Genomic DNA, 26,242 nt, shown 5'->3' with positions numbered 1-26,242 from the left:
GGCCGCTCCCACCGGGGGCGGCCCCGCGCCGTCTCACCAGGTGGCGGGGGTACGGCCGTCCACGGCGAAGACGCTGCCGTCGGGCGCCGTGGCGTACACCTGGGCGCCCTCGGCCAGCGGAGCCGGCAGGGTGCCGGCGACCTGGCCCGAGCCCGCCCCGAGCCGCGGCGGTGTCTGCCCGAGCAGGCGTCCGTCCCGGGCGGCCACGGCGAGCAGGCGGCCGTCGGGGGCGCTGAAGTAGACGTGATCGGCGGTGGCGACCGGCGCCGAGCCCCGGCTCACCGCCGTCTCCAGGTGCCAGAGCCGCTTGCCGGTGCGCAGGTCGACGGCCTCCAGCGAGCCGCCGGCCGCCAGCAGGTGGAGCACCCGGCCGTGCACGGCCGCCTGCGGAGCCGTGAGCGGCACGGTCAGCTTCGTCCGCCGGGTCGTGCCCGAGGCCGGCGAGTAGCGGACCACCGCGTCCGTGACCGCCGCCGCGTTGTCGTCGGACAGCAGGACCAGCGCACCGCCGTCACTGCCGACCGGCCGCAGCGCACCCCGCAGCCGCGCCGTCCAGCGCGTGCCACCGGTTCCCGCGTCGAACTCGGTGACCTGCGTGGACGCCCCGTCCGGCGAGGTGGTGGCCGCGTGCACCAGGGTGCCGCCGGCGTCGGCGGTCAGGGCCGGGGTGCCGCGGCCGGGCAGCCTGCGGTGCCAGGTCTCGCGCCCCGACGCTCCGTCCACGCCCGTCACCGCGCCGTCCGCGCCGGTGACGAGGAGCATGTCGCCCGCGATCCGCGTCTCCGTGCCGGCGGGCTGCTCCCGCTGCCAGCGGGTCCGGCCGGAGGCCGGATCCAGGCCGACCAGCCGCCGGCCCCCGTCCGTCGGCAGCACCAGCACCCCGCCGGCCAGCGCGGGCGCGCCGTTCGCGTCCGGACCGCCGACCGCGCGCCGCCACAGCCGCGTGCCGTCCGCCGCGTCGAGCGCGTACGCCGACCCGGACCGGAAGCACAGCAGCCGCCGGCCACCCTCCGTGCACCGCGGTATCCCGGACCCCGGCCCACCGGCTTCGCCCGCCACGCCGCGGCCCCCGGCACACCGGCCCGGGCACCGGTCTCCTTGACCTCCGGGCCGTCCGCGCCGCGCGGCCACAGCAGCGCCGTGCACACCCCGCCCACGACCAGGACGACGGCCACGGCCGCGACGAGACCCCGCCGTACGACCGGACGGGCGGGAAGCAGCCGCCGGGCCCAGCGGCCGGGGAGCGACCGCCGGGACGGTCGCCCGCCGCCCTCCGGCGCGTCGGCACCGGCCGAGGACCGCAGCCGCTCCCCGTCGGCGCCGTCCCGCCGTCCGGCCCGGGCACCCGCCGGGGGACCCGCGGTGCCACCGGCCCGCGGCTCCCGGTCGTTCCCGGCCCGCGGCTCCCCGTCGTTCCCGACCCCCGGCTCCCCGTCGCTCCCGGCCCGCCGCCCCGCGGCGTCACCGGTCCGCTGCGCCGGTATGAAGGCCTGGGTGTCGTACGAGGCCGCCACCGAGCGCAGCTCCCGCATCAGCTCGTCGGGCGTCGGCCGCTCGTCGGGCTCCTTGGCGAGACAGCGCGCCACCAGTGGCGCGAGGCTCTCCGGCACACCCGTCAGATCGGGCTCGTCGTGCACCACCTGGTACGCCACCACGTACGGGCTGTCGGAGTCGAACGGCCCCCGCCCGGTGGCCGCGTGGACCATGACGGAGCCGAGCGCGAAGATGTCCGCCGCGGGCCCCACCTCCCGCGGCCGCCGGAACTGCTCGGGCGCCATGAAGGGCGGAGTGCCGATCAGCTTCCCGGTCTCGGTGCGCAGTTCACTGTCCTTCGGACGGGAGATCCCGAAGTCGATGACCTTCGGTCCGTCGTCCGCGAGCAGGACGTTGCTCGGCTTGAGGTCCCGGTGCACCACACCGACCCGGTGGATGTCGCGCAGCGCCTCCGCGAGCCCCGCCATCAGCCGCCGCAACTGCTCCGGTGCCAGCGGCCCATGACGCTTCACCTGGTCGGAGAGGGTCGGACCGGGAATGAACAGCGTGGCCATCCAGGGCCGTTCGGCCTCCGGATCGGCGTCGACGACGGGCGCGGTGAACGCACCGCTGACCCGCCGGGCGGCGGCCACCTCCTGCCGGAAGCGGCCCCTGAACTCGGGATCCCGCGCGAACTCGGCGTGCACGACCTTCACCGCGAGCCGCATCCCCGAGGTGCTGCGGGCGAGATGGACGACCCCCATGCCGCCGGAACCCAGGCATGACTGAAGGCGGTAGTGGCCGGCGTACTCGGGAAGTTCCGCTTCCGCGCCCGTTCCGCTGCTGCGCTGTGGCGCCATGGACCGCCCCCCGTGCTCGTCGTCCGCGCGCGACGCACGGAGCCTAGTCGATGACTCGTGCGAGACAGAGGCGGCTTGCTAGCCTCCGCGTGCGAGTCGCGCACAACTGTTCAGCGACTCGTTTCTGTCGCCCCGGTCACCGTGACCGGGGGAACGACGGTCCCCATGACAGCCGTGGGGGCCGAGGGGGGAAGTCTCATGTCCGTCGACTCCGTCGACCACCCGGAAGCGGTCCAGGGCCCCGGCGAGCGGGAAGCCCTGACGGCGGAGGCCGCCGTGCGCACCTTCGCGGTCGCCCCGGGCGTCAGCCTGAACGTCCGCAGCGGACCCGGCACCGAGTACGGCATCGTCCGCGTACTCCCCGAGGGCTCACGCGTGGCGATCTTCTGCCAGGCGCCCGGCACCACGGTCACCGGCCCGTACGGCACCACCAAGATCTGGGACAACATCGACAACGGCCAGTACGTGTCCGACGCCTACGTCCACACGGGCAGCGACGGCTACGTCGCCTCGCGCTGCGCGCTCTGACGCCACCCGCGACGGCCGACCCGGCCGGGAGCCCGCCGGGGCCCGGCGCCATAATCGTCCCGTGAGCGACGAAACCGGCACCCCGGACACCCCGGCGGGCTCCGCGGGCGAGACGGCCCCGACCAGCGGCGCCCGCCCGGAACCGCTGCGCTTCTTCGGCACCTCCTGGGTGAACCACGACGCCGGCTACGCGGCCCGCCGCGCCGGCGTCGCCGCCGGCTCCCTGGTCGCGGCCGCCGCCTCCTGCCTGGTGCTGCGCTTCGCCTACGAGGGCATCGCGATCGCCGACACCGGCTCCTTCGTGACCGTGCTGATCATCGCCATGTTCGCGATCTGCAGCGCGCTCGCCTTCCGCAACACCTGGGAGGGCTTCGGCAGCCGGCACGACCCCGGGCGCCAGGCCTCCCTGCGCGGCCTGCTCGCCATCGGCTTCGTCGGCTCCCTCCTCGCCTACTTCTTCCGCTCCCTCACCGAGGCCCCGGGCGAGAGGCTGCACCGCGAGGAGTACGAGAAGGCCCGCGAGGAGTACGACCGCCGCACCACCCGCCGCACCGGCAACCCGGCGAAGCGGAAACGGCACCGCTGACCGGCGGCTGCCACCGGTACCGGCTCCCCGGCCCGCCCACTGCCGCCCGCCTCCGCGCCGGGCCCGCACCCCGCCGCGTACGCCTCGGCGTCCGGCACGGTGATCCGCCCCGCCCCCGGCAGGCGCGTCGACCGGGCGCGGCCGCCGGTCGGGATCACCGCGCCGGCCGCGCCCCGTCGCACGCGGCGCCGGCCCACGCCGGGCACCGGTCCGGTCGCCCGGGCGCGGTCACCCGGCCGCCGTCGCGCCTGATCACCGCACCGACCGCGCCCCGTCGCGCGCGTCGCCGGCCCACGCCGGGCACCCGGTCCGGTCGCCCGGGCGCGGTCACGGAAATGCGGTGCCACCGGACGCCGCGCTCACCGAGCATGGTCGTATGACCACGACGCAGCCGCCCTCGCACGCCGCCCGCGCCCACTCCTTCAACGCCGCGGCGGCCCAGTACGCCGCGAACCGCCCCTCCTACCCGCCCGCGCTGTTCGACACCGTCGAGGAACTGGCCGGCCGCTCCCTGTCAGGCGCCCGGGTCGTGGACGTCGGCGCCGGTACCGGGATCGCCACCGCCCTCCTGCACGGCCGCGGCGCCGACGTCCTCGCCGTCGAACCCGGCGCGGGCATGGCCGCCGAGTTCCGCCGCGCTCTGCCGCACATCCCGATCGTCCGGGGCAACGGCAACGCCCTCCCCGTCGCCGGCGCCCACGCCGACTTCGTCACCTACGCCCAGGCCTGGCACTGGACCGACCCGGCCCGCGCGGTGCCGGAGGCGTTGCGGGTGCTGCGGCCGGGCGGCTCGCTCGCGCTGTGGTGGAACGGCGACGCCCTGGACGTGCCCTGGCTCGTCGAGGCCGCGGGCCGTATCGGCCGCTTCCTCGGTACGGACATCGTCGCCCAGCAGCGGGACGGCACCCGCCCGGAACTGGCCGACCCGAGCGGCCGCCTGGGCTTCAGCCGGCGGGTGGTCCGCTGGAGCCGCCGCGTCCCGGTCGACACCCACCTCGCGAACATCGGCAGCCACTCGGCGTTCCTCCTCACCCCCGAGGACTCCCGGAACGCCTTCCTCCAGGAGGAGCGCGGCCACCTGCTGGAGGTCTTCCCCGACGGCGTGGTCGAGGAGGTCTACGACGTGCTCCTGCTCCTCGCCACCAAGTCCTGACACCCGGGCTCCCACAGCCGGGGGAGCGGCGGCCGGGTCCATCCGGCCGCCGCTTTCGCATGTCCGGTGCACTCAGGCGCCGATCTCCGGTACGCCCAGAAGCCCCCGCCGACCCGCACCGAGAACCGTCGAGGCCCCGCCCGCACCGAGAACCGTCGAGGCCCCCCTTGACGACCCTCGTCCGCGGCGCAATTATTCATCACATGATGAATTACGTGCCGGACCCACCACACCCGGCCCCGACCCCCGCCGTCCACGCCGAGGACCTCACCGTCCGGCGCGGCCCCCGCACGGTTCTGCACCAGCTCCGGTTCACCGTCCCCCGCGGTCAGATCACCGGCCTGCTCGGCCCCTCCGGCTGCGGCAAGTCCACCCTCATGCGCTCCGTCGTCGGCACCCAGGCCAAGGTCACCGGCACCCTCGACGTCCTCGGCCGGCCCGCCGGCCACCCCGGCCTGCGCAACCGCATCGGGTACGTCACCCAGGCGCCCTCCGTCTACGACGACCTGACCGTCCGCCAGAACCTCGAGTACTTCGCCGCGATCCTCGACCCCGGCCGCACCGCCGACGAACGCCGCCAGGAGCACGTCACCCGGGCCATCGCCGACGTCGACCTCACCAGCCACGCCGACGCCCTCGCCGGCAACCTCTCCGGCGGCCAGCGAAACCGCGTCTCCCTGGCCGTCGCCCTCCTCGGGACCCCCGAACTCCTCGTCCTCGACGAGCCGACCGTCGGCCTCGACCCCGTCCTGCGCCGCGACCTCTGGCAGCTCTTCCACGAACTCGCCGGCCGGGGCGCCACCCTCCTCGTCTCCTCCCACGTCATGGACGAGGCCGAGCGCTGCCACCGCCTCCTCCTCATGCGCGAGGGCGAGATCCTCGCCGACGACACCCCGGACGCCCTGCGCACCCGTACCGGCACCGACACGGTCGAGGCCGCCTTCCTTCACCTCGTCGACCAGGCCGTCACCGCGGGCCGCAGCAAGGAGAGCACCCGATGAGCACGACCGGCCCCGCGCACAGCACCGCACCCACCAGCGTCTTCAGCGCCGCCCGCAGCGGCGCCACCGCGGCCCGGGTACTGCGCCAGCTCCGCCACGACCCGCGCACCATCGCGCTGATGGTCCTCATCCCGTGCCTGATGCTGATCCTGCTGCGCTACGTCTTCGACGCCAGCCCCCGCACCTTCGACGACATCGGCGCCTCCCTGCTCGGGATCTTCCCGCTGATCACGATGTTCCTGGTCACCTCGATCGCGACCCTGCGCGAACGCACCTCCGGCACCCTCGAACGCCTCCTCGCCATGCCCCTCGGCAAGGCGGACGTCATCGCCGGCTACGCCCTCGCCTTCGGCGCCCTCGCCATCGTCCAGTCGGCCCTCGCCACCGGCCTCTCCGTGTGGCTGCTCGGCCTCGACGTCACCGGCTCGCCCTGGCTGCTCCTCCTCGTCGCCCTCCTCGACGCCCTCCTCGGCACAGCCCTCGGTCTGTTCGTCTCGGCCTTCGCGGCCTCGGAATTCCAGGCGGTCCAGTTCATGCCGGCGGTGATCTTCCCCCAGCTCCTCCTCTGCGGCCTGTTCACTCCCCGCTCCGCCATGCACCCCGCCCTGGAGGCCGTCTCCGACGTCCTGCCGATGTCGTACGCCGTGGACGGCATGAACCAGGTCCTGCACCACACCGACATGACCGCGACCTTCGTGCGCGACGTGCTGATCGTGGCCGGCTGCGCCCTGCTCGTCCTGGGACTGGGCGCGGCGACCCTCAGGCGCCGCACGGCGTAGGCACCGCGGCGGTGTTCCGCCTGCCGGACAACCCCGCCCACCGTCCGGAGCCGGTGCGAGGATGACTCCATGAGCCAGAAAGTCGCAGTCCTCGGCACCGGCAAGATCGGCGAAGCCCTGCTCAGCGGAATGATCCGGGGCGGCTGGGCCCCGGCCGACCTCCTGGTCACCGCACGCCGACCCGAACGCGCCGAGGAACTCCGCACCCGGTACGGAGTCACCCCGGTCGCCAACGCCGAGGCCGCCAAGACCGCCGACACCCTGATCCTCACGGTCAAGCCGCAGGACATGGGCACCCTCCTGGACGAGCTCGCCCCGCACATCCCCGCCGACCGCCTGGTCATCAGCGGCGCGGCCGGCATCCCCACCTCGTTCTTCGAGGAGCGCCTGGCCGCCGGCACCCCGGTCGTCCGCGTCATGACCAACACCCCGGCCCTCGTCGACGAGGCCATGTCCGTCATCTCCGCCGGCACCCATGCCACCGGCGCGCACCTGGCCACCGCCGAGGAGATCTTCGGGGCCGTCGGCAAGACCCTGCGCGTGCCGGAGTCCCAGCAGGACGCCTGCACCGCCCTGTCCGGCTCCGGCCCGGCGTACTTCTTCTACCTGGTCGAGGCCATGACCGACGCCGGCATCCTGCTCGGTCTGCCCCGCGACAAGGCCCACGACCTCATCGTCCAGTCCGCGATCGGCGCCGCCGTGATGCTCCGCGACAGCGGCGAGCACCCCGTCAGGCTCCGCGAGAACGTCACCTCGCCGGCCGGTACGACGATCAACGCCATCCGTGAACTGGAGAACCACGGCGTACGCGCCGCCCTGATCGCCGCCCTCGAAGCCGCCCGCGACCGCAGCCGCGAACTCGCCTCCGGCAAGAAGGACTGAGCAGAGCCCCACCCGACCGACGGGACCGAGCCGGTGCCGCACGGGGTCTCCCCGCCCGGCACCGGCCGACCGCTCCCGGGCCCCCGGGCCGCCCGACGGCCTACGCGGTCAGGGCCGTCTCGAACACCGGAGGCAGCAGCCCGATCGCCCGGTACGCGGCATCGACGGTCGGTCGCGCCATCTCCCGTGCCCTCCGAGCTCCGTCCCGGAGCACCCCCTCCACGTGAGCGGGGTCCGCGCACAGCTCCCGGTGCTTGGCCCGCACGGGCCGGAGGACCTCCACCACGGCCTCCGCGGTGTCCTTCTTCAAGGCGCCGTACGACGCGTACGCGCCGGCCAGCGCCTCGGGGTCCCCGTCCGTGCACGCGGCGAGGATCTCCAGCAGATTCGCCACGCCCGGCCGGCTCTCCCGGTCGTACACGACGTCCCGCCCGCTGTCGGTGACGGCCCGCATCACCTTCTTGCGCACCACGTCGGGCTCGTCGAGCAGATAGACGATCCCCGGCCCCGAGTCCTCCGATTTCCCCATCTTCGACGTCGGGTCCTGCAGGTTCATCACCCGCGCCGCCACGCCCGGCCGGGTCGCGCGCGGCACCACGAACGTGTGGCCGTACCGCTGGTTGAACCGCACCGCCACGTCCCGCGCCAGCTCCACGTGCTGCACCTGGTCGTCGCCGACCGGCACCTCGTCCGTGCCGAACGCCAGGATGTCCGCCGCCATCAGCACCGGGTACGTCAGCAGCGACAGCCGGACGCTGCCACCCCGCTCACGCTCGCGCGCGGCCTTCTCCTTGTACTGGACCATCCGCCGCATCTCGCCGTCGGTCGCCACGCACTCCAGCAGATAGGACAGCCGGGTGTGCTCGTCGACATGGCTCTGCAGGTAGACCGTGCAGACCTCCGGGTCGAGCCCGGTCGCCAGCAGCAGCGTCGCCGCCTGCCTGCTGAGTCTGCGTACCCGCGCCGGATCGTGGTCCACGGTCAGCGCGTGCAGATCCACGATGCAGAACAGCGAGTCCGCCCGGTGCTGGTCCACCTGGGCCCACCGCCGCATGGCGCCCAGGTAGTTCCCGAGGGTCACGTGTCCGGTCGGCTTGATCCCGCTGAAGACCCGCGTCATCTCCACTCCACCTCCTGATCGGGACCGCCGCTCCTGCGGCCGGCCCCCGGAGTCCCGGAGGAGATACGCAAACGGCCGCCGAAGCGGCGGCCGTTGAGTGCATACGTGTGTGCGGCCGCCGTCAGGCGGCCCACCAGAGCTGGGTACACGTACGCGTAGACATGCCGACCAGCGTACGCCGCCGGAGCGCCGTGCGGGCGGGGGTTGACACTCCCCAGGCCGATGCGTAGTGTTCTCCGAGTTGTCCGACGTGAGCACCGACTCCGGTCGGTCCCCGGACAGCCATTCCACAGGTACCAACCACACTCTCGTCGCTTCGGCGTCGAATGTTTTGGCGTGCGTATTTGCGAAATGAGGAATCCGCGTTCGAAAGGGCGCCGCCCCCCGATTAGCTCGGGGGCGAGGAATCCGCTAAAGTCTCACTCGTCGGAACGGCCCAAGGCCGGGAAGACAAACCCCGCCGACCGGGGATCGGACGCCGAAAGGATCTGATAGAGTCGGAACCGCCGGAAAGGGAAACGCGAAAGCGAGAACCTGGAAAGCACCGAGGAAATCGGATCGGAAAGATCTGATAGAGTCGGAAACACCGAAGGGAAGCCCGGAGGAAAGCCCGAGAGGGTGAGTACAAAGGAAGCGACCGTTCCTTGAGAACTCAACAGCGTGCCAAAAATCAACGCCAGATTAGTTGATACCCCGTCTCCGGTCGCATGATCGGGACGAGGTTCCTTTGAAAAAACACAGCGAGGACGCTGTGAACCATCGGACTATTCCTCCGGTGGTTCCGCTCTCGTGTGTGTGCACCGGATTACCGGTAAACATTCACGGAGAGTTTGATCCTGGCTCAGGACGAACGCTGGCGGCGTGCTTAACACATGCAAGTCGAACGATGAACCACTTCGGTGGGGATTAGTGGCGAACGGGTGAGTAACACGTGGGCAATCTGCCCTTCACTCTGGGACAAGCCCTGGAAACGGGGTCTAATACCGGATATCACTCCTGCAGGCATCTGCGGGGGTCGAAAGCTCCGGCGGTGAAGGATGAGCCCGCGGCCTATCAGCTTGTTGGTGAGGTAATGGCTCACCAAGGCGACGACGGGTAGCCGGCCTGAGAGGGCGACCGGCCACACTGGGACTGAGACACGGCCCAGACTCCTACGGGAGGCAGCAGTGGGGAATATTGCACAATGGGCGAAAGCCTGATGCAGCGACGCCGCGTGAGGGATGACGGCCTTCGGGTTGTAAACCTCTTTCAGCAGGGAAGAAGCGAAAGTGACGGTACCTGCAGAAGAAGCGCCGGCTAACTACGTGCCAGCAGCCGCGGTAATACGTAGGGCGCAAGCGTTGTCCGGAATTATTGGGCGTAAAGAGCTCGTAGGCGGCTTGTCACGTCGGGTGTGAAAGCCCGGGGCTTAACCCCGGGTCTGCATTCGATACGGGCAGGCTAGAGTGTGGTAGGGGAGATCGGAATTCCTGGTGTAGCGGTGAAATGCGCAGATATCAGGAGGAACACCGGTGGCGAAGGCGGATCTCTGGGCCATTACTGACGCTGAGGAGCGAAAGCGTGGGGAGCGAACAGGATTAGATACCCTGGTAGTCCACGCCGTAAACGGTGGGAACTAGGTGTTGGCGACATTCCACGTCGTCGGTGCCGCAGCTAACGCATTAAGTTCCCCGCCTGGGGAGTACGGCCGCAAGGCTAAAACTCAAAGGAATTGACGGGGGCCCGCACAAGCAGCGGAGCATGTGGCTTAATTCGACGCAACGCGAAGAACCTTACCAAGGCTTGACATACACCGGAAACGTCTGGAGACAGGCGCCCCCTTGTGGTCGGTGTACAGGTGGTGCATGGCTGTCGTCAGCTCGTGTCGTGAGATGTTGGGTTAAGTCCCGCAACGAGCGCAACCCTTGTCCTGTGTTGCCAGCATGCCCTTCGGGGTGATGGGGACTCACAGGAGACCGCCGGGGTCAACTCGGAGGAAGGTGGGGACGACGTCAAGTCATCATGCCCCTTATGTCTTGGGCTGCACACGTGCTACAATGGCCGGTACAATGAGCTGCGATACCGTGAGGTGGAGCGAATCTCAAAAAGCCGGTCTCAGTTCGGATTGGGGTCTGCAACTCGACCCCATGAAGTCGGAGTTGCTAGTAATCGCAGATCAGCATTGCTGCGGTGAATACGTTCCCGGGCCTTGTACACACCGCCCGTCACGTCACGAAAGTTGGTAACACCCGAAGCCGGTGGCCCAACCCCTTGTGGGAGGGAGCTGTCGAAGGTGGGACTAGCGATTGGGACGAAGTCGTAACAAGGTAGCCGTACCGGAAGGTGCGGCTGGATCACCTCCTTTCTAAGGAGCACTTCTCACCAGCTTCGGTTGGTCAGAGGCCAGTACATCGGCGAATGTTCGATGCTGGTTGCTCATGGGTGGAACGTTGATTATTCGGCCGGATGTCACGGGTCGGAGGCTGCAAGTACTGCTCGCAAGAGCGTGGAAAGCATGATCTCCGGACGGGATCCGGTCGGGCACGCTGTTGGGTGTCTGAGGGAATGAGTTTCCTTCAGTCGCCGGCCCCGGTAAAGCATCGCGTAAGTGGTGTGTGACGGGTGGCTGGTCGTTGTTTGAGAACTGCACAGTGAACGCGAGCATCTGTGGCCAAGTTTTTAAGGGCGCACGGTGGATGCCTTGGCACCAGGAACCGATGAAGGACGTGGGAGGCCACGATAGTCCCCGGGGAGTCGTCAACCAGGCTTTGATCCGGGGGTTTCCGAATGGGGAAACCCGGCAGTCGTCATGGGCTGTCACCCGCTGCTGAACACATAGGCAGTGTGGAGGGAACGAGGGGAAGTGAAACATCTCAGTACCCTCAGGAAGAGAAAACAACCGTGATTCCGGGAGTAGTGGCGAGCGAAACCGGATGAGGCCAAACCGTATGCGTGTGAGACCCGGCAGGGGTTGCGCATGCGGGGTTGTGGGATCTCTCTTCTGCGGTCTGCCGGCCGTAGGACGAGTCAGAAACCGTTGATGTAGGCGAAGGACATGCGAAAGGTCCGGCGTAGAGGGTAAGACCCCCGTAGTCGAAACGTCAGCGGCTCGTTTGAGAGACACCCAAGTAGCACGGGGCCCGAGAAATCCCGTGTGAATCTGGCGGGACCACCCGCTAAGCCTAAATATTCCCTGGTGACCGATAGCGGATAGTACCGTGAGGGAATGGTGAAAAGTACCGCGGGAGCGGAGTGAAATAGTACCTGAAACCGTGTGCCTACAAGCCGTGGGAGCGTCGGGATCTTCGGATCCTCGTGACTGCGTGCCTTTTGAAGAATGAGCCTGCGAGTTTGCGGTGTGTTGCGAGGTTAACCCGGGTGGGGAAGCCGTAGCGAAAGCGAGTCCGAATAGGGCGTTTCAGTAGCACGCTCAAGACCCGAAGCGGAGTGATCTAGCCATGGGCAGGTTGAAGCGGAGGTAAGACTTCGTGGAGGACCGAACCCACCAGGGTTGAAAACCTGGGGGATGACCTGTGGTTAGGGGTGAAAGGCCAATCAAACTCCGTGATAGCTGGTTCTCCCCGAAATGCATTTAGGTGCAGCGTCGTGTGTTTCTTGCCGGAGGTAGAGCACTGGATAGGCGATGGGCCCTACCGGGTTACTGACCTTAGCCAAACTCCGAATGCCGGTAAGTGAGAGCGCGGCAGTGAGACTGTGGGGGATAAGCTCCATGGTCGAGAGGGAAACAGCCCAGAGCATCGACTAAGGCCCCTAAGCGTACGCTAAGTGGGAAAGGATGTGGAGTCGCACAGACAACCAGGAGGTTGGCTTAGAAGCAGCCACCCTTGAAAGAGTGCGTAATAGCTCACTGGTCTAGTGATTCCGCGCCGACAATGTAGCGGGGCTCAAGCGTACCGCCGAAGTCGTGTCATTCATACAGATAGCCCCAACGGGTGTATGGATGGGTAGGGGAGCGTCGTCTGCCGGGTGAAGCAGCACCGGAAGGTAGTTGTGGACGGTTGACGAGTGAGAATGCAGGCATGAGTAGCGATACAAACGTGAGAAACGTTTGCGCCGATTGACTAAGGGTTCCTGGGTCAAGCTGATCTGCCCAGGGTAAGTCGGGACCTAAGGCGAGGCCGACAGGCGTAGTCGATGGATAACCGGTTGATATTCCGGTACCCGCTGTGAAGCGTCAAACATCGAGCATCGTGATGCTAAGGCCGTGAAGCCGCCCTGATCTCTTCGGAGTTGAGGGGAGTGGTGGAGCCGCCGAACCAAGCGGTTAGTAGGTGAGTGATGGGGTGACGCAGGAAGGTAGTCCATCCCGGGCGGTGGTTGTCCCGGGGTAAGGGTGTAGGACGCAAGGTAGGCAAATCCGCCTTGCACATAGTCTGAGACCTGATGCCGAGCCGATTGTGGTGAAGTGGATGATCCTATGCTGTCGAGAAAAGCCTCTAGCGAGTTTCATGGCGGCCCGTACCCTAAACCGACTCAGGTGGTCAGGTAGAGAATACCGAGGCGTTCGGGTGAACTATGGTTAAGGAACTCGGCAAAATGCCCCCGTAACTTCGGGAGAAGGGGGGCCACACTCGGTGATCCGATTTACTCGGTGAGCTGGGGGTGGCCGCAGAGACCAGCGAGAAGCGACTGTTTACTAAAAACACAGGTCCGTGCGAAGCCGTAAGGCGATGTATACGGACTGACGCCTGCCCGGTGCTGGAACGTTAAGGGGACCGGTTAGCTCCATTTCGGTGGGGCGAAGCTGAGAACTTAAGCGCCAGTAAACGGCGGTGGTAACTATAACCATCCTAAGGTAGCGAAATTCCTTGTCGGGTAAGTTCCGACCTGCACGAATGGCGTAACGACTTCTCGACTGTCTCAACCATAGGCCCGGTGAAATTGCACTACGAGTAAAGATGCTCGTTTCGCGCAGCAGGACGGAAAGACCCCGGGACCTTTACTACAGTTTGATATTGGTGTTCGGTTCGGCTTGTGTAGGATAGCTGGGAGACTTTGAAGCAGCCACGCCAGTGGTTGTGGAGTCGTCGTTGAAATACCAGTCTGGTCGTGCTGGATGTCTAACCTGGGTCCGTGATCCGGATCAGGGACAGTGTCTGATGGGTAGTTTAACTGGGGCGGTTGCCTCCCAAAGGGTAACGGAGGCGCCCAAAGGTTCCCTCAGCCTGGTTGGTAATCAGGTGTTGAGTGTAAGTGCACAAGGGAGCTTGACTGTGAGACCGACGGGTCGAGCAGGGACGAAAGTCGGGACTAGTGATCCGGCGGTGGCTTGTGGAAGCGCCGTCGCTCAACGGATAAAAGGTACCCCGGGGATAACAGGCTGATCTTCCCCAAGAGTCCATATCGACGGGATGGTTTGGCACCTCGATGTCGGCTCGTCGCATCCTGGGGCTGGAGTCGGTCCCAAGGGTTGGGCTGTTCGCCCATTAAAGCGGTACGCGAGCTGGGTTTAGAACGTCGTGAGACAGTTCGGTCCCTATCCGCTGTGCGCGTAGGAATATTGAGAAGGGCTGTCCCTAGTACGAGAGGACCGGGACGGACGAACCTCTGGTGTGCCAGTTGTTCTGCCAAGGGCATGGCTGGTTGGCTACGTTCGGGAGGGATAACCGCTGAAAGCATCTAAGCGGGAAGCCTGCTTCGAGATGAGTATTCCCACCTCCTTGAGAGGGTAAGGCTCCCAGTAGACGACTGGGTTGATAGGCCAGATATGGAAGCCGGGTAACCGGTGGAGTTGACTGGTACTAATAGGCCGAGGGCTTGTCCATTGATGCTCGCGTTCACTGTGTTGGTTCTGAAACCACGACCAGGTCGCCGCCGTGTGGTGGCGTTTCGGTTGAGAGTTTCATAGTGTTTCGGTGGTCATAGCGTGAGGGAAACGCCCGGTTACATTCCGAACCCGGAAGCTAAGCCTCACAGCGCCGATGGTACTGCAGGGGGGACCCTGTGGGAGAGTAGGACGCCGCCGAACAATTCTTGGGAAAACCCCCGCATCCACGGATGCGGGGGTTTTCTGCGTTTAGGGTCGACGTATGCGCTACGACCTCATCATCTTCGACAACGACGGAGTCCTCGTCGACAGCGAGCCGATCTCCAATCGACTGCTCGCCACCTATCTGACCGAGCTGGGGCACCCGACGTCGTACGAGGAGTCGATACGGGATTACATGGGGTCGGCGATGCACCGGATCCACGAACTCGTCCTGGAGCGGACCGGGCGGCGGCTGCCGGACGACTTCGACGACGTCTTCCACGCGCGCGTCTTCGCGGCCTTCGAGCGGGAGTTGCAGCCCGTGGCCGGCGTCGGAGGCGTGCTGGAGAAACTGGCCGCCGACGGGGTGCCGTACTGCGTAGGCTCCTCCGGGAGCCACGAACGGATCAGGGTGGGGCATCGGACCACCGGACTCGACCGGTGGTTCACCGAGGACCGCGTCTTCAGCTCGCAGGACGTCGGGCGGGGCAAACCGGAGCCCGACCTCTTCCTGTACGCGGCCCGGCGCATGGGAGTCGCACCCGAGAGGTGCCTGGTGGTGGAGGACTCCCCCCTCGGCGTCCAGGCCGCCGTGTCGGCCGGGATGGACGTGTACGGCTTCACCGCGATGACGCCGGCGAGCAGGCTGGCGCAGGCCGACCAACTCTTCGCCGACATGGGAGAATTGGCTGACCTGCTGGTATGACGCGGGCCACCGGTCCGCTCCTGACATTTGTCATGCGGACCTCCGGACGATCGTTTCTACAGCCGACCCCCCTTTGTCGGCGAAGCTGAACGCATGACGAAGAACACGGGGGCCCAGGGCCGGAGCGAACAGCACAAGCGCCACCCGAGCGTGCTCGACAACTTCAAGCCGCTGCTCCTCGACGTGGCGGTGCCGCTCGGCTCGTACTACCTCCTCAAGGAGGCCTTCGGGATGAGCGTCTTCGCGGCGCTCGCCTGGAGCAGCGTGGTGCCGGCGCTGCGGACCGTGTGGAGCCTGGTGCGGGAGCGCAGGACCAACGGGCTCGCGGGCCTCATCCTCGTCGTGAACGTCGTCTCGCTGCTGCTGAGCTTCGTCTCCGGCGACCCCCGGCTGATGCTCGCCAAGGACAGCGGCATCAGCAGCACGGTCGCCATCGGCATCCTGGTCTCCGTACGGCTCGGGAAGCCGATGATGACCGCCGGTATGAAGCCCTTCCTCATCAAGGGCGACGCGGCCAAGGAGGCCGCCTGGGAGCGCCTGATGACCGGGGAGGCGGCCGCCTCCGCGGCCTTCCGGCGGAAGGAGAAGGTGTTCTCCGTCGTCTGGGGCGTGGCGCTGTTCGCCGAGTGCGTGGCGCGGGTCGTGGGCGCGTACACCGTCCCGGTGGACACCATGGTGTGGCTCGGGACGGTCGTCATGATCGGTACGGTCGCGGTCGCCATGGTCGTCAGCGGCGGCCTGGCCGTCGCGCCGATGGAGGGGATGCTGGCCGCAGAGGTGGAGGCCGGCGCCGACCGGGCGCAGCCCGAGGTCGCCGTCGCGGCCTGACACCGCGCTGGTAAAGCTGAAGGAAATTCATCTTTGGCTGGATCTACCCACAGGTAGTCCGGGGCCCTACGCTCGCCGCCATGACTGATGTGCTGCGGCGCGGTAGGGCCTCGCTGGCGTTCAGCTTCTTCGCCCAGGGCGCCGCCTTCGCCCTGCTCGTGACCCGCATCCCGGCCGTCCAGGACCGGTACGGCGTCTCCGACGCGCTGCTCCCGGCCTTCCTGGCCGCCGTACCGGTCCTCGCCGGTGTCGGCAGTGTGACCACCGAGCAGCTGGTGAAGCGGGTCCGGCCAAGCCGGCTGCTGCGCTGGTCGCAGCCGGTGGTGCTGCTGGCGCTGCTCGGGGTGGGGGCCGGCGGGCAGGGGCAGGTGGCCGCGCTGGCGGTGGCGCTCGGCGTCTTCGGGCTCGCGGTGGGCGCGCTGGACGCGTCCATGAACATGCTCGGCGTCAGTCTGCAGCGGACGTACGGGCGCAGCATCATGCTCGGCTTCCACGCCGCCTACAGTCTGGGCGGGATCGTGGGTGCCTCGCTGGCCTGGGCCGGGGCGCACTGGCACCTGGCGCTCTGGGTGTCGTACCTGCCGGTGGTGGCGGTACTGCTGCCGGCGGCGCTGGTGGGGAGCAGGTGGTACGTCGACGGCGAGCCGGCGCCCGCGGCGGACGACCGGGGGGGCGGCACCGGCGTGGTGTTCAAGCTGCTGCTTCCGCTGTGCCTGGTGATGACCTTCGCGTACATCGGGGACTCGACGGTCTCCAACTGGAGCGCGAAGTACCTGAAGGACGTGCTGGGCAGCTCGGAGCAGCTGGCGACGGTGCCGTACAACGTCTACATGGTCACCACGCTGGTGGGCCGGGCGGTCGGGGACCACGGGGTGCGGCGGCTCGGGGCCGTGACCGTCGTGCGGCTGGGCACGCTGGTGGCGGCCGGCGGGTTCGCGGTGGTGGCCGTGGCGCCCGGGGCGTGGATCGGGATGCTCGGTTTCACCCTGCTGGGTCTGGGGCTGTGTGTGCTCGTGCCGCAGACGTTCGCGGCGGCGGGGCGGATGTTCCCGGGGGCCTCGGACACGGCGATCGCCCGGCTGAACATCTTCAACTACGTCGGTTTCCTGATCGGTTCGCCGTTGGTCGGGGCCCTCGGCGACACCTGGAGCTATCGCGGGGCCATGCTGGTGCCGATGGTGTTGGTGCTGGTGACGTTGGTGTACGCCAGGTCGTTCGCCGCTCAACCGGACCGATACGGTGGCGGTCATGAGCGGCCGCGCACAGCTGATGTGGGACGAGGCAGTAACGGGCTATGACTTCGGCAGGGACCATCCGATGGACCCGGTCCGGCTGGAGCTGACCCGGAAACTGGTGGGTGCCTTCGGGCTCGACCGGCAGATGGAGGTCGTGGCGGCCAAGCCGGCCGGGGAGTCGACGCTGCGGCTGGTCCACCGGGAGGACTACATCGACGCGGTGAAGGCCGCGTCCGCCGATCCCGAGGCGGCCGACGGGGCGTACGGGCTCGGCACGGTCGACGACCCCGCGTTCGCCGGGATGCACGAGGTGTCCGCGCTGATCGCCGGCCAGTCGGTGGGGGCCGCGGAGGCGGTGTGGCGCGGGGACGCCGACCACGCCGTGAACTTCGCGGGCGGGCTGCACCACGCGATGCCCGGGGGCGCGTCGGGCTTCTGCGTCTACAACGACGCCTCGCTGGCGATCGCCCGGCTGCTGGAGCTGGGCGCCGAGCGCGTCGCCTACGTGGACGTCGACGTGCATCACGGGGACGGGGTGCAGGCGGCGTTCTGGGAGGACCCGCGCGTGCTGACGATCTCGCTGCACGAGCATCCCCGCACGTTGTTCCCGCAGACCGGGTGGCCGCAGGAGACCGGCGCCGGGGACGGGGAGGGTGCCGCGGTGAACGTGGCGCTGCCGGCGGGCACCGGGGACGCGGGGTGGCTGCGGGCGTTCCACGCGGTGGTGCCCGAGCTGCTGGCGGAGTTCCGGCCGCAGGTGCTGGTCTCGCAGCACGGGGCCGACACGCACTTCGAGGACCCGCTGGCGCATCTCGCGGTGTCGCTGGACGCGCAGCGGGCGGTGCAGGTGGCCTGTCACGAGCTGGCGCACGAGCACGCCGGGGGCAAGTGGGTGGCGCTCGGCGGCGGCGGTTACGCGGTGGTCGAGGTCGTGCCGCGGTCCTGGACGCATCTCGTGGCGATCGCCGCGGGACGGCCCGTCGCGCCGGAGACGATGATTCCCGACGAGTGGCGGCAGCAGGTCTACGCCCGGACCCGGCAGCCGGGACCGTACCGGATGACCGACGGCCGGTGGCCGGTGAGTTGGGCCTCCTGGGACGAGGGGTACGACCCCGCGGACCGCGTGGACCAGGCCGTGCTGGCGACGCGGCGGGCGGCGTTCCCGCTGCGGGGGCTGCTGCCCTAGCGCGGGCCGGCGCTCCGTGGGAGCGGTGGCGCGGGAGGCGTTAGGCCGATGGTGCGGTCTTCCGGCCGTTCCGCTGCCCGCCGCCGGGCCGATGGGCCACCATCGCATCCGTGTCGCCCCCTCCCGACCTCCGCGCGCACCTGCTGGCCGCCGGGCTGGCCGGGGTCGTGGGGACCTCGCGTGAGGACAGCCTGCGCAGTTACCGGCTGTTCGCGGCCCGGGATCCGCGGTTGTTGATCGGAATCGACCCGGAATGGCCATGGGAACAGCCGGACTTGCTCGCGTTGATGGCGGAGAAGTGCGGGGTTTCGGCCGACCCCCGGCACACGGCCGGCCCCGACGTGATCGATCCGGAGCGCACCCTGGCCGCGCTGGACGCCTTCGCGGAGCGGATCGGCGAGGTCGCCCGGCGGGGCGCTCCCGTGCTGTTCGGCACCGGGCACCCGCAGCGGCTGCTCGGTTTCTACGCCGGCCTTGCGGACGCGCTCTCGGCGGCGGGATGTGAGGTGCTCACCCCCGCGCAGGGTCGCTGTGTCGACATATTGACCCGGTTCGGTCTACGCACGTACCGCGTCGACTACCTACGTGGTGTTGCCCTGGTGCGGGAGCCGGAGGCCGAGCGCCCCGGTGGTGAGCCGGGCGTCCACAGCCATTCGCCGCTCCCGGTTCGGGTCGTGCTGGGTGCCGCGGCGGAGTGCGGGGGACCACTGCCCGAGCTCGTGGTGGGGGATCACGGGTGGCTCTGCGGTGCAGGTCAGCTGGGGTTCGAGGCGATCGGGCCGGCCGACACCGATGATCCGGCGCCGTTCGTGGGAGAGGCCGAGGGATCCGTGTCGGTCGTCGTTCCGGTTGACGACGGCGTGCGCTCGGAGCACTACCTCCCGCTCACCCGCTACGTACTCAAACGAGCGTGTCTGTCACAGTAGGGCGGCGATGGGTGCACCTCTTCCCCACTCGCATCACCCGCCCCTACATTGGGGAGTGAGCACGCAACGACGAAGAGTCACCGGAAGGGGAAGCCGGTGGCCGTCGAGTGCGGAAGGTTCAGGTGTGTCATGGCTGCAGCTGGCGAGAGGCCTCTGAACGAGGTTCAGTTCCTGACCGTGGCGGAGGTCGCCACGGTGATGCGAGTGTCGAAGATGACCGTGTACCGGTTGGTGCACAGCGGTCATCTGCCCGCGATCCGGGTCGGGCGGTCGTTCCGTGTCCCGGAGCAAGCGGTACACGAGTACCTCCGCGACAGCTACGTGGGGGTGGAAACGGCCTGACGGTGTCCCCGGGAGACCGGAACACCCCTCGATTACGACCTCAGCGCTCGGTTGGGTAGGCTAGGCCCTCGTAGGTCGTGTGGGCCCATGGCGCCCAAACAACCGAGTGATGAGAAGTGAGCGAGGGTAGTCGTGGGCTCTGTTATCAAGAAGCGGCGCAAGCGGATGGCCAAGAAGAAGCACCGCAAGCTGCTCAAGCGCACGCGCGTTCAGCGTCGCAACAAGAAGTAGGCGACGCCGCGAGGGCGTACACCTGTGGCCTCCCACCAGTGCTGGTGGGAGGCCACAGTCATGTCCGCGGCCCGGCGCGAAGTCCCCGGCATGTTCCGATGGGGGGAGATTCGGTCACCTCATGCATCGGGGGGTCATCACAGCGCAACATCGACCCGCTAAGTTGGCCGCACACGGGGAACGCGGAACTGGGGCAACGCGGAGAAGGAAGGCGCTGATCTTGGCGAAGGTCGTGCTCGTCACCGGAGTGGCCCGGCAGCTGGGCGGCCGGTTCGTGCGGCGGATCCAGCGGGACCCGGAGGTCGACCGGGTGATCGCCGTGGACGCGGTGCCGCCGGCGCACCATCTGGGCGGGGCCGACTTCGTCCAGGCCGACATCCGCAAGCCCACCATCGCCCGGGTGCTCGCCGAGACCGGCGCCGACACGGTCGTGCACATGGACGTCACGGGCACGGCCCTGGGCGGGGGCAACCGGGCCACGGTCAAGGAGACCAACGTCATCGGCACCATGCAGCTGCTCGGCGCCTGCCAGAAGTCGCCGACCGTGAAGCGCCTGGTGGTGAAGTCCAGTACGAACGTCTACGGGTCGGCGCCGCGCGACCCCGCCGTGTTCACGGAGACGACCCCGCCCAAGTCGCTGCCCAGCGGCGGCTTCGCCAAGGACGCCGTCGAGGTCGAGGGGTACGTGCGCGGGTTCGCGCGGCGGCGGCCGGACGTGGCCGTGTGCGTGCTGCGGTTCGCGAACATCCTCGGCCCGGCCGCGGACACCCCGCTCGCCTCGTACTTCGCGCTGCCGGTCCTGCCGACCGTGCTCGGCTACGATCCGCGGCTGCAGTTCGTGCACGAGGACGACGTCATCGAGGTGCTGCGGATCGCCTCGCACGAGCCGCGCCGGGGCACCCTCAACAGCGGCACCTTCAACATCGCCGGGGACGGCGTGCTGCTGCTCTCGCAGTGCTCCCGGCGGCTGGGCCGCCCCACCGTGCCGCTGCTGCTGCCCGCGGTCACCTGGGCCGGCTCCCTGGTCCGTACGCTGGGTATGACGGACTTCTCACCCGAGCAGATCCGGCTGCTCACCCACGGGCGGGTGGTGGACACGGTGCAGATGCGCGAGACGCTGGGTTTCACGCCCAGGTACACGACGGCGGAGACGTTCGCGGAGTTCGCACGGAGCCAGGGCCCCGGGCTGCTGCCGCCGGAGGCCCTCGCGGGGGCCGTCGACCGGATCGCCGCGCTGGCCGCCCAGACCGGCGGCCGGCCCACGACGCACAGCGCCAACTGAGGAGCGCAGCAACGATGGCGGACGCCAAGGTCATTCCGTTCGACGACGACCGGTCCCGCGGGAGCGCCGCGCAGCGGCCGGCGCGGCGCCGGAACACGGGAAGCCGGCGCAAGGGCGAGAGCGCCGTGGTGCGCGGGGTGGGGGAGGCCGGGGAGCTCGGTGAGGTCCAGCCCCTGCCCGGCCGGGCGCAGACCCGGGAGGACGGCGCTGTGCGCCCCGAGGAGGAGTCGCCGGAACTCGCGGAGGCCGAGGGGCGCGACGGTGGGCTGGAGCGGCGTGTGGCGGCCGGACTGGCCTTCCTGCGGCGCCGGCTGACCGGGGAGTACGAGGTCGACGACTTCGGGTACGACGAGGAGCTGACCGACCAGGTCCTGATGTCGCTGCTGCGGCCGGTGTACGAGAAGTACTTCCGGGTCGAGGTGAAGGGCGTCGAGAACATCCCGGCGGAGGGCGGGGCGCTGATCGTCGCCAACCACTCGGGGACGCTGCCGCTGGACGGCCTGATGATGCAGGTCGCCGTGCACGACCACCACCCGGCCGGCCGGCATCTGCGGCTCCTCGCGGCCGACCTGGTCTTCGTGCTGCCGGTGGTCAACGAGCTGGCCCGCAAGCTGGGGCACACGCTGGCCTGTTCGGAGGACGCCGAGCGGCTGCTGGAGCAGGGCGAGTTGGTCGGGGTGATGCCGGAGGGCTTCAAGGGCATCGGGAAGCCGTTCAGCGAGCGGTACAAGCTGCAGCGGTTCGGCCGGGGCGGATTCGTCTCCACGGCGCTGCGGCAGGGGGCGCCGATCATCCCCTGCTCGATCGTCGGGGCGGAGGAGATCTACCCGATGATCGGCAACGCGAAGACGCTCGCCCGGCTGCTGGGCTTCCCCTACTTCCCGCTGACGCCGACCTTCCCGTGGCTGGGCCCGCTGGGCGCGATCCCGCTGCCCACCAAGTGGACGATCCAGTTCGGCGAACCGATCCCGACGGACGGCTATCCGCCGGAGGCCGCCGAGGATCCGATGCTGATGTTCAACCTGACCGACCAGGTACGCGAGCAGATCCAGCACACGCTGTACAAGCTGCTGGTGCAGCGCAGGTCGGTCTTCTTCTGACCCGTACGACGGCAGGCTGGTACTGCGGCAGACCCGTACGACGGCGGGTACGTACGACGACGGGGGCGCCCCGCTCGGGTGGGGCGCCCCCGTCGCTGCGGCCGCGCCGGCTAGTCCGCGTCCTCGCTGTCGATCCCGAGGCCGGGGAGCAGATCCGGGAAGAGCGGCGGGATGGTGATGTCCGGCTGACCCGACGGGGTCTTGCCGGCGGACGGGGAGCTGGTGTCGCCGCCGATCTTCGGCGGGTCGAGCAGACCGCCCGTGTCGCCCCCGATCAGACCGTCACCACTGCTGCCCGTGGCCGAGCCGCTCGGGCTGCCCGGGCTCGCGTGCCTGCCCGGGGACGGGGTGTCGCCCGAGGAACTGGGCGCGGTCGACCGGTGAGTGCCGGAGGAGCCGGTGGACGCCGGGCCGGAGCCCCCCTGCCGCTTGCCGTCCCCGGGTTGGGCCGGCTGCTGGGGCAGCAGGGACTGCAGCGGGGCGACCTCTTCGTCTATGGCGTCGAAGACCGATGACACCTGCTGTTTGACGTCCCCGAGCTGCATGGGCAGCTTGTCGCTGAGCGTGCTCCACGCCTCGCGGTGGGACCGCGAGAAGGTGGAGAGCGCCTGGATGGGGCCCAGCGAGTCGGGGTCGGCCTGGTAGGCGGCGTGCAGCAGGCGGTGGCCCTCGGCCACGTCGTGCTGCATGCCGGACAGGGTGCGGCGGATCTCCCCGATGGACTCGTGGTCGAGGTGACCGCCACGGCCGCGGTCCAGCAGCCGGCGGGCCTCATTGAGCCGGGTGGAGGCCTGGTCGAGGTAGGTCTGGCCGCGCTGGTCGTCACCGTCGGTCAGATAGTTGAGCTTGAAGTCCTCGATCCCGCGTTTCAGGCCGTACAGCGAGTCGCCGGGCAGGGCGTCGGAGCTGGCGGCGGCGACCCCGCCGAAAGCCCCGGCGGCCACACCGACGCTGAGCCCGCCCGCGGCGAGCCCCTTGGTCAGCCTGGAACGCGGGCGGAGTTTGCCCAGCGGACTCGCCCGGTGTGCGCCCCGGGCCCGGTGCGAGCGCTGTTCCGGTACCGACGCATCCGCCGCCCCGGTTCCCTCCTGGAGCATGGCCTCCATCGCGGCCACCAGTTGGGCGCGCTGGACGACCTTGACCTCGGGGTCGAGCTGCGGCCTGGGCAGCGCGCCGAGACCCGCCGCCAGGGCCAGCAATGTGCCCTGTTCGGCCGGTTCCCCGGCGGTCGGCGGGGAACCCGCCGGTGCTGCGGACTGCTCGGCCGCCGTGTCCCGGTCGGACTGCTCCTCCAGGGCCTGGGCGAAGGCGTTCGCCCGCCGGTGCGCCGATACGTTCGCGATCACTGGCGGCACCTCCTCTCGTCATGACGGTCGACTCCCCAGGGGGTCCTGAGGGTTGCACGCCCACGACCACTTCACACGATCGAGCGATCAGGGTCGGCCAGGACGTGACCACAGGGAGCCTGTATCCCGCACAACGACTGGCGCGGCACTTGGGTTACGGACGCCGGATGATCGGCTCGGAAAGGCAACGGGCTCTCACGGAAAGTGAGTTGCCCGTCGCCCTGAGTGGTGCGGGCGTGGGCTTCAGCGTGCGTCGTCCGGCAGGAGCCGGGCGAGCGTCCGTACGGCGCGGTACTGGAGGGTCTTGATGGCGCCCTCGTTCTTGCCCATGACCCGGGCCGTCTCGGCGACGGAGAGGCCCTGGAGGAACCGCAGCGTCACGCACTCCTGCTGCTGCGGGTTCAGCCGGCGCACGGCTTCCAGCAGGGCGGCGTTCGACAGGGACTCCAGGACCGAGTCCTCCGGCGAGCGCTCCACCTCGTTGGCGTCCAGCATCTCGCCGGTCGTCACCTCGAGGCGGAACCGGCTGGACTTGAAGTGGTCGGCGACGAGGTTGCGCGCGATCGTCACCAGCCACGCCCCGAAGTCCCGGCCCTGCCAGGTGAAGGTGCCGATCCTTCTGAGCGCCCGCAGAAAGGTCTCGCTCGTGAGGTCCTCGGCGGTCGCCCGCCCGCCCACGCGGTAGTAGATGTACCGGTACACCGTGTCGCTGTACTGGTCGTACAGCCGGCCGAAGGCCTCGGCCTCGCCCGCCTGGGCGCGCTCGACGAGGTCCATCATCCGGGCGCTGTCACTGTCCGCCGCCGGGCGGCGGGCGGTGGCGGCGCCGCTGGGGCGCCCTCGTCTGCCGACCGCGGCGCTGCTCTCGGCCAGTGCGTAGCACGGGCCGGCGGGCGCGGCGGTGGCGAAGGCGGGGACGGCGTACGCGGTCGGGACAAAGCCGCGCATCGTCTCTTTGACCATTGCGACTGTTGCGCGCAGCGTAGCCAGGCCCGAGGCGTCAACCCCGACGTGTGGGTACACGGGACTCCCAGAGGCAGAGCTTCCATCACGTGCAGTGCGGGACCGTTCACCCGTCGTAGCGACGGGAGGGGTCTCGTTTGCGTCTGAGGAGAATAACGCTTCGTGCAGGCACTGCTACACCGAGTTGCTCAAATCATCGATTGCGTCGCTTCTGTTACCGATTGACGCCCCATCAAGGACCACAGAGTGATCGATTTTTGAACGGAAGGGGGCGGGTTTCGGCGAAGTACAGGGCGTCTTGAAATGGCCGCGGCATAATTCGGGCGCGCGGCACGGGAACTGAGGGAGTGTGGGGCGGGAGCGGGGGACGGGCGGCCGTGCGGCCGCTACCGGCGCCGCCGGCTCAGGGCGATCGCCGCCGCCGTGCCGCCCGCGACCGCGCCGACGCCGGCCGCCGCGGGGATGCCGACCTTGGCCGCCTTGCGGCCCGTCCGGTAGTCCCGCAGGCGCCAGTCCTGTTCGCGCGCGTGCCGGCGCAGCTTGGCGTCCGGGTTGATCGCGTAGGGGTGGCCGACCAGGCACAGCATGGGGATGTCGTTGTGGCTGTCGCTGTAGGCGGCGCAGCGGGAGAGGTCGAGCCCCTCCGCCGAGGCCAGCGCGCGGACCGCCTCGGCCTTCGCCGGACCGTGCAGCGGCTCGCCGACCAGCTTGCCGGTGTAGACGCCGTCGACGGACTCCGCGACCGTGCCGAGCGCGCCGGTCAGACCGAGGCGGCGGGCGATGACCTGGGCGATCTCCACCGGGGCCGCCGTGACGAGCCACACCTTCTGGCCCGCGTCCAGGTGGGCCTGGGCGAGGGCCCGGGTGCCCGGCCAGATGCGGTCGGCCATGTACTCGTCGTAGATCTCCTCGCCGATCGTCTGGAGCTCGGCGACGCGGTGGCCCTTGACGATGGACAGCGCCGAGTCGCGGGCGTCCTGCATGTGCTCCGGGTCCTCGACTCCGGCGAGCCGGAACCAGGCCTGCTGCCAGGCGAACCGGGCGAGGTCGCGCGTCTCGAAGAACTTCCGCTTGTACAGGCCGCGGCCGAAGTGGAACAGCGCGGCGCCCTGCATGACGGTGTTGTCGAGGTCGAAGAAGGCGGCCGCCCGGTCGTCGCCGATCACCGGGAACTCGGGTTCCAATTCGGCGGCCTGCGGGGTCGGCGGCGCCTCCTGCGAGGACTTGCGGGCAGCCTCCGCCGAGGCCTCGCCTGCCAACACGCTCCGCGCCGTGGCGGAGCGCCTACGGGGAGTGAGCCATCCGAGAGCGGCCATGGCGTGAGCATAGCCAGTCCGTTCGGTGCTTCCGGAGTCGAGAGGTTGGAAGGGTGTGAACTCTCCGCGACCGATCCGTTAAAGAACTGCACGAAGACGACCGGTACGGCGGTGTCGGGCGCGAGAGAATGGCCGGTATGAGTCCCCTCTTCCGACGTAAGGCCGAGCCCCGTGCGCGGCTGGTCACCCTCGTCCGCAAGCCCGGCTGCCACCTGTGCGACGACGCCGAACTCGTGGTCGACAAGGTCTGCGGAGAACTCGGTGTGTCCTGGGAGCGGCGGGACATCACCGAGGACCGGGAGCTGCACGACCGGTACTGGGAGCAGATTCCGGTCGTACTGATCGATGGTGAACAGCACACCTTCTGGCGCGTGAGCGAGGAGCGACTGCGCCGGGCACTGACCGACTAGTACAAATCCCCGAAAAGTCGC

General features: G+C 69.1%; 20 protein-coding genes, 3 rRNA genes and 1 pseudogene. 19 read left to right on the top strand and 5 right to left on the bottom strand.

Features of this window, described 5'->3' with window-relative positions:
- Positions 1 to 33 precede the first annotated feature (33 nt).
- Positions 34 to 2,333, bottom strand: a pseudogene (locus N8I86_RS39365) (protein kinase domain-containing protein).
- 198 nt (positions 2,334 to 2,531) lie between these two features.
- Between N8I86_RS39365 and N8I86_RS17990 the strand changes: the two are divergent.
- The 6 genes from N8I86_RS17990 to proC all read left to right on the top strand — a co-directional run bounded on the left by N8I86_RS17990 (position 2,532) and on the right by proC (position 7,262).
- On the top strand, positions 2,532 to 2,861 hold the full coding sequence (locus N8I86_RS17990) for an SH3 domain-containing protein (RefSeq protein ID WP_073901021.1): 330 nt from the start codon (positions 2,532 to 2,534) through the stop codon (positions 2,859 to 2,861).
- Between the two features lie 61 nt (positions 2,862 to 2,922).
- Positions 2,923 to 3,447, top strand: coding sequence for an EamA/RhaT family transporter (locus N8I86_RS17985; protein ID WP_263278219.1), 525 nt, complete (start codon positions 2,923 to 2,925; stop codon positions 3,445 to 3,447).
- A 376-nt stretch (positions 3,448 to 3,823) separates the two neighbouring features.
- Positions 3,824 to 4,600, top strand: a complete 777-nt coding sequence (locus tag N8I86_RS17980; RefSeq protein WP_263278218.1) for a class I SAM-dependent methyltransferase — start codon at positions 3,824 to 3,826, stop codon at positions 4,598 to 4,600.
- Between the two features lie 203 nt (positions 4,601 to 4,803).
- The gene (locus N8I86_RS17975) at positions 4,804 to 5,601 is read left to right on the top strand and encodes an ABC transporter ATP-binding protein (RefSeq protein ID WP_123437514.1); all 798 of its coding nucleotides are present in this window, start codon (positions 4,804 to 4,806) and stop codon (positions 5,599 to 5,601) included.
- Positions 5,598 to 6,380: an ABC transporter permease gene (locus N8I86_RS17970; protein ID WP_073901015.1), complete on the top strand. Its 783-nt coding sequence runs from the start codon at positions 5,598 to 5,600 to the stop codon at positions 6,378 to 6,380. The genes N8I86_RS17975 and N8I86_RS17970 overlap by 4 nt, the downstream gene beginning before the upstream one ends.
- Positions 6,381 to 6,449: 69 nt before the next feature.
- Positions 6,450 to 7,262 (top strand): pyrroline-5-carboxylate reductase, encoded by an 813-nt coding sequence (gene proC / locus N8I86_RS17965; RefSeq protein ID WP_073901013.1) that lies wholly within the window; start codon positions 6,450 to 6,452, stop codon positions 7,260 to 7,262.
- 100 nt (positions 7,263 to 7,362) lie between these two features.
- On the opposite strand, the gene trpS is transcribed toward proC, so the two are convergent.
- On the bottom strand, positions 7,363 to 8,382 hold the full coding sequence (gene trpS / locus N8I86_RS17960; protein WP_263278217.1) for a tryptophan--tRNA ligase: 1,020 nt from the start codon (positions 8,380 to 8,382) through the stop codon (positions 7,363 to 7,365).
- A gap of 818 nt (positions 8,383 to 9,200) precedes the next feature.
- Between trpS and N8I86_RS17955 the strand changes: the two genes are divergently transcribed.
- The 12 genes from N8I86_RS17955 (at position 9,201) to N8I86_RS17900 (ending at position 22,186) form a co-directional block, all read left to right on the top strand.
- Positions 9,201 to 10,726, top strand: a 16S ribosomal RNA gene (locus N8I86_RS17955).
- 304 nt (positions 10,727 to 11,030) lie between these two features.
- Positions 11,031 to 14,147 (top strand): 23S ribosomal RNA (locus N8I86_RS17950).
- A gap of 86 nt (positions 14,148 to 14,233) precedes the next feature.
- Positions 14,234 to 14,350: ribosomal RNA gene (gene rrf / locus N8I86_RS17945) — 5S ribosomal RNA — on the top strand.
- Together the 16S, 23S and 5S rRNA genes form the textbook arrangement of a ribosomal RNA operon.
- Positions 14,351 to 14,411: 61 nt before the next feature.
- On the top strand, positions 14,412 to 15,056 hold the full coding sequence (locus N8I86_RS17940) for an HAD family hydrolase (protein WP_263278216.1): 645 nt from the start codon (positions 14,412 to 14,414) through the stop codon (positions 15,054 to 15,056).
- Positions 15,057 to 15,149: 93 nt separating this feature from the next.
- Positions 15,150 to 15,884: a VC0807 family protein gene (locus N8I86_RS17935; RefSeq protein WP_263278215.1), complete on the top strand. Its 735-nt coding sequence runs from the start codon at positions 15,150 to 15,152 to the stop codon at positions 15,882 to 15,884.
- A gap of 80 nt (positions 15,885 to 15,964) precedes the next feature.
- On the top strand, positions 15,965 to 17,182 hold the full coding sequence (locus tag N8I86_RS17930) for an MFS transporter (RefSeq protein WP_263278214.1): 1,218 nt from the start codon (positions 15,965 to 15,967) through the stop codon (positions 17,180 to 17,182).
- Positions 17,133 to 18,305, top strand: coding sequence for an acetoin utilization protein AcuC (locus N8I86_RS17925; protein ID WP_263278213.1), 1,173 nt, complete (start codon positions 17,133 to 17,135; stop codon positions 18,303 to 18,305). Before N8I86_RS17930 ends, N8I86_RS17925 begins: the two co-directional genes overlap by 50 nt.
- Before the next feature lie 101 nt (positions 18,306 to 18,406).
- Positions 18,407 to 19,231, top strand: coding sequence for a phosphatase (locus N8I86_RS17920; protein WP_404830877.1), 825 nt, complete (start codon positions 18,407 to 18,409; stop codon positions 19,229 to 19,231).
- Positions 19,232 to 19,360: 129 nt separating this feature from the next.
- Positions 19,361 to 19,573, top strand: coding sequence for a helix-turn-helix domain-containing protein (locus N8I86_RS17915; protein WP_046417307.1), 213 nt, complete (start codon positions 19,361 to 19,363; stop codon positions 19,571 to 19,573).
- 132 nt (positions 19,574 to 19,705) lie between these two features.
- Complete coding sequence (locus N8I86_RS17910; protein WP_003948845.1) at positions 19,706 to 19,804, top strand: 30S ribosomal protein bS22; 99 nt, start codon at positions 19,706 to 19,708, stop codon at positions 19,802 to 19,804.
- A gap of 220 nt (positions 19,805 to 20,024) precedes the next feature.
- The gene (locus N8I86_RS17905; protein WP_073901786.1) at positions 20,025 to 21,086 is read left to right on the top strand and encodes an NAD-dependent epimerase/dehydratase family protein; all 1,062 of its coding nucleotides are present in this window, start codon (positions 20,025 to 20,027) and stop codon (positions 21,084 to 21,086) included.
- A gap of 14 nt (positions 21,087 to 21,100) precedes the next feature.
- On the top strand, positions 21,101 to 22,186 hold the full coding sequence (locus N8I86_RS17900) for a lysophospholipid acyltransferase family protein (RefSeq protein ID WP_073901787.1): 1,086 nt from the start codon (positions 21,101 to 21,103) through the stop codon (positions 22,184 to 22,186).
- Positions 22,187 to 22,296: 110 nt separating this feature from the next.
- On the opposite strand, the gene N8I86_RS17895 is transcribed toward N8I86_RS17900, so the two are convergent.
- The 3 genes from N8I86_RS17895 to N8I86_RS17885 all read right to left on the bottom strand — a co-directional run bounded on the left by N8I86_RS17895 (position 22,297) and on the right by N8I86_RS17885 (position 25,811).
- Entirely contained in the window at positions 22,297 to 23,532 is a 1,236-nt protein-coding gene (locus N8I86_RS17895; RefSeq protein WP_073901788.1) for a DUF5667 domain-containing protein, read from the bottom strand.
- Positions 23,533 to 23,775: 243 nt separating this feature from the next.
- Positions 23,776 to 24,555 carry an ECF subfamily RNA polymerase sigma factor, BldN family gene (locus N8I86_RS17890; RefSeq protein WP_073901789.1) on the bottom strand — a complete coding sequence of 260 codons (780 nt, stop codon included), beginning with the start codon at positions 24,553 to 24,555 and terminating at the stop codon, positions 23,776 to 23,778.
- Positions 24,556 to 24,881: 326 nt separating this feature from the next.
- A complete protein-coding gene (locus N8I86_RS17885) occupies positions 24,882 to 25,811 on the bottom strand; it encodes an HAD family hydrolase (RefSeq protein ID WP_073901790.1) in 930 nt (309 codons plus the stop codon).
- 128 nt (positions 25,812 to 25,939) lie between these two features.
- Here N8I86_RS17885 and N8I86_RS17880 point away from each other — a divergent pair, with 128 nt between their 5' ends.
- Positions 25,940 to 26,221 carry a glutaredoxin family protein gene (locus tag N8I86_RS17880; RefSeq protein WP_263278211.1) on the top strand — a complete coding sequence of 94 codons (282 nt, stop codon included), beginning with the start codon at positions 25,940 to 25,942 and terminating at the stop codon, positions 26,219 to 26,221.
- The last annotated feature ends 21 nt before the right edge of the window (positions 26,222 to 26,242 follow it).

This window comes from Streptomyces albidicamelliae (assembly GCF_025642175.1).
GTDB lineage: Bacteria > Actinomycetota > Actinomycetes > Streptomycetales > Streptomycetaceae > Streptomyces > Streptomyces albidocamelliae.
The sequence above is the reverse complement of the archived record's forward strand: the minus strand, read 5'-3'. Positions and strand labels throughout refer to the sequence as shown.

What these genes read in the sequence shown, in the direction of transcription:
- N8I86_RS17930 (WP_263278214.1), top strand. Translation starts at nt 15,965, where the DNA reads ATGACTGATGTGCTGCGGCGCGGTAGGGCCTCGCTGGCGTTCAGCTTC.
- N8I86_RS17970 (WP_073901015.1), top strand. Translation starts at nt 5,598, where the DNA reads ATGAGCACGACCGGCCCCGCGCACAGCACCGCACCCACCAGCGTCTTC.
- trpS (WP_263278217.1), bottom strand. Translation starts at nt 8,382, where the DNA reads ATGACGCGGGTCTTCAGCGGGATCAAGCCGACCGGACACGTGACCCTC.
- N8I86_RS17925 (WP_263278213.1), top strand. Translation starts at nt 17,133, where the DNA reads ATGAGCGGCCGCGCACAGCTGATGTGGGACGAGGCAGTAACGGGCTAT.
- N8I86_RS17880 (WP_263278211.1), top strand. Translation starts at nt 25,940, where the DNA reads ATGGCCGGTATGAGTCCCCTCTTCCGACGTAAGGCCGAGCCCCGTGCG.
- N8I86_RS17915 (WP_046417307.1), top strand. Translation starts at nt 19,361, where the DNA reads ATGGCTGCAGCTGGCGAGAGGCCTCTGAACGAGGTTCAGTTCCTGACC.
- N8I86_RS17935 (WP_263278215.1), top strand. Translation starts at nt 15,150, where the DNA reads ATGACGAAGAACACGGGGGCCCAGGGCCGGAGCGAACAGCACAAGCGC.
- N8I86_RS17980 (WP_263278218.1), top strand. Translation starts at nt 3,824, where the DNA reads ATGACCACGACGCAGCCGCCCTCGCACGCCGCCCGCGCCCACTCCTTC.
- N8I86_RS17900 (WP_073901787.1), top strand. Translation starts at nt 21,101, where the DNA reads ATGGCGGACGCCAAGGTCATTCCGTTCGACGACGACCGGTCCCGCGGG.
- proC (WP_073901013.1), top strand. Translation starts at nt 6,450, where the DNA reads ATGAGCCAGAAAGTCGCAGTCCTCGGCACCGGCAAGATCGGCGAAGCC.
- N8I86_RS17940 (WP_263278216.1), top strand. Translation starts at nt 14,412, where the DNA reads ATGCGCTACGACCTCATCATCTTCGACAACGACGGAGTCCTCGTCGAC.
- N8I86_RS17990 (WP_073901021.1), top strand. Translation starts at nt 2,532, where the DNA reads ATGTCCGTCGACTCCGTCGACCACCCGGAAGCGGTCCAGGGCCCCGGC.
- N8I86_RS17885 (WP_073901790.1), bottom strand. Translation starts at nt 25,811, where the DNA reads ATGGCCGCTCTCGGATGGCTCACTCCCCGTAGGCGCTCCGCCACGGCG.
- N8I86_RS17975 (WP_123437514.1), top strand. Translation starts at nt 4,804, where the DNA reads ATGATGAATTACGTGCCGGACCCACCACACCCGGCCCCGACCCCCGCC.